Annotated in this window: 2 protein-coding genes; both read right to left on the reverse strand. The window is 67.6% G+C overall.

Annotated elements, in window-relative coordinates:
• Positions 1–137 precede the first annotated feature (137 nt).
• On the reverse strand, positions 138–917 hold the full coding sequence (istB, locus tag ACEN2M_RS18675) for an IS21-like element helper ATPase IstB (protein WP_441649645.1): 780 nt from the start codon (positions 915–917) through the stop codon (positions 138–140).
• On the reverse strand, positions 914–2,440 hold the full coding sequence (gene istA / locus ACEN2M_RS18680; protein ID WP_441649646.1) for an IS21 family transposase: 1,527 nt from the start codon (positions 2,438–2,440) through the stop codon (positions 914–916). The genes istB and istA overlap by 4 nt, the downstream gene beginning before the upstream one ends.
• Positions 2,441–2,577 lie beyond the last annotated feature (137 nt).

A 2,577-nucleotide genomic window follows, 5' to 3' on the forward strand; every position in this document is an offset into this window, starting at 1 on the left:
TGTCAATGGCCATTAGGAACTGCCCGTAGGCGGCCAGCAGAATTGCCCGCTGGTGGCCATGGAAACTGCCCACTCATGGCCAACAGATCTGCCCACCTGGGTGTTGGTGGCGTTGGCCATTCGCGGTCGTTGGTGGTCTAACTCATCTTCGTGACGCCCTTCCCGGCGAGGGCCTGGGTGAGGCGGATCGAGTCGCCCGAGGTTTGGCAGACGTGGGCGTGGTGCAGGAGCCGGTCAACGGTCGCCGTCGCGAGGGTCTTGGGCATGAGCTCGTCGAACCCCGCGGGGTGCAGGTTCGACGAGATCGCGATGGACCGTTTCTCGTAAGCGGCATCGACGAGTCGATAGAGACCCTCGGCCGCGTCAGCGCCCACTTCGAGAAGGCCGATGTCGTCGATCACGATCAAATCGGAGCGCAGGATCCGGGCGACGACCCGGCCGACGGAGTCGTCGGCGCGGTGTGCGCGGACGAGGGCGCCGAGGTCTTCGAGGCGGAACCACGCGACCCGCATGCCGGCCTCGACGACTTGCTGGCCGAGGGCCTCGAGGAAGAACGTCTTCCCGGTCCCTGACGGGCCGCAAACGACGACGTTCTCCTTCCGGCCTATCCATTCCAACGTCCGCAAGGCCTGCTGGGTGGGCACTGGGATCGAGGAGACCGTCTCGTCCCAGGTATCGAACGTCTTCCCCGTCGGGAACCCTGCCGCGCGGCGCCGGGTCGCGAGCATCGACCGGGACCGGCCGGTGACTTCCTCGACGAACAGGGCCTTGATGATCTCGGCGGGTTCCCATCGTTGCGCCCGGGCGGTCGCGATGAGCTCCGGGGCCAGGGCGCGGGCGTAGGGCATCTTCAGCTGCCGCATCAACGCCTCTAAGTCCGCTGGCAGCGCGGGTGCGGCGGTCTGTGTGACGCTCATGCGCTCTGCTCCAACTCGTCCTCGGTGGCCTGTCCGATGGCTGCCCACCCGGCGGTGCCCTGTGCTAGCGAACTGGTCTCCGTCGCCGACCGGGCCGGCGGTCGAACGCCTCCGGCGCTGAGCAGGGAGGCGAGGTCGCCGGTCGCGAAACGACCATAGGTGGCAGCCTGGCCGAGGGCCTCGTCGACTCGGGCCGTGCCACTGATCTTGGCCAGCGCCACCGCCTCGGCCATCTTCACGTTCATCCGCGCGGTGCCGACCGCAGCGGCCTCGAGCAACCAGGCGTGCGCGCCGGCGCCGATGGCCAGGAACTCGGTCTCGGCGGTGCTGCGCGGGGTGATCGTGTAGTCGCCCGGGATCTTCTCCTTGCGGCCCGAGAAGTGGGCGTCGTCGATGCGGGGGCTGCCGGGGCGGGCGCGGTGGTGCCGGGCGACTTCGACGGGTCCGTCGCTGCCGACGTGGACGATGACGACCTGCTCGTCGGCCCCAACGCCGTGGCTGCGGACGAACACCCGCGCGCCGAGCAAGTGCGCCGGGACGGAGTACTGGCCGGTCTCAAACGTGACCATCGGCGTGTTCTCCGGAACCATGCGGGTCAGGCCCAGCGCGACGGTGTGCGCGGTGTCGGGGACCCGGTGCAGCCGGGGTCGTTCCTCCTCGAGCATCACCGCGGGCTTGCGCTTGGTGGCGCGGTGCTCGCGGTTGTTGACCTCGATCATGAACGCCTCGCAGGCCGCTTCCACCTCAGCGAACGAGGCGTATTCGGCCCGAAGGTTGGTGTCTTTGGGCACGATGTCAGCCTTGGCGAGCTTCACCGACGACTCCACCCCACCCTTGGAGGCCGGATCCGCGGGCTGGCAAGTCAACACGGTCACGCCGTAGTGCCGGGCGAACTCGACCGTCTGCGGGTTCCGCACCGGAACGCCCGCAACGTGCGAGACGGTGACGGTCTTCTCGTTGTCTGTGAGGACGTAGGTCGGTGCTCCGCCGAGAATCCGGAAGGAGCGATCCAGCGCCGCGAACACGCTCGGCGCCGTCCGGTCGCGCAGCGCGATCACGATGCGGAACCGCGCCCAGGCCAGCCAGGCGACGAACAACACGGTCTTCTTGCCGTCGATGACGGGGCCGTCGCCGAAGTCGTATTGCAACCACATCCCCGGCTCCGTGATCCACGGCCGGTGCACTCGCACCTGGCCCAGACGGAACGCGGCGCGGACCTGCGCGACCGCCCTCCGGGTCGATCGCTCCGACCCGTCATAGCCCAAAGCGCGGAGCTTCTCGTGAGCCTTGTCGGCACGGATCTTGCCCTGGGACTTCTCGACCCATTCCTCGATCTTGGGCATAAACGGGTCCGTGACTCGGCCCCGGAACGCGGGTTCCGCGATCGGCCGGCCGGCGTCCCGGGCCGCGACGTGCCGGGCAACAGTATGGTGCGAGCAGCCGGTGAGCTCGGCTGTGGCGCGCAACGACCCAGTCAGATCGTAAGCAGCGAGTATTTCCATGATTTCTCCGTCAAACTTCATTCAGGGCCTCTTCCTGGGCGACTTTGATGCGACTAGACACCGTCATCAAAACCCAGGAAGGGGCTCCCGCCGTGTAACCGGGCGGGGGTTCAGAAATAGAAGTGGGCAGATCTCATGGCCACCAGCGGGCAGTTCTA

The organism is Cryobacterium sp. W22_MBD10_FK3 (assembly GCF_052113745.1).
Taxonomy (GTDB): domain Bacteria; phylum Actinomycetota; class Actinomycetes; order Actinomycetales; family Microbacteriaceae; genus Cryobacterium.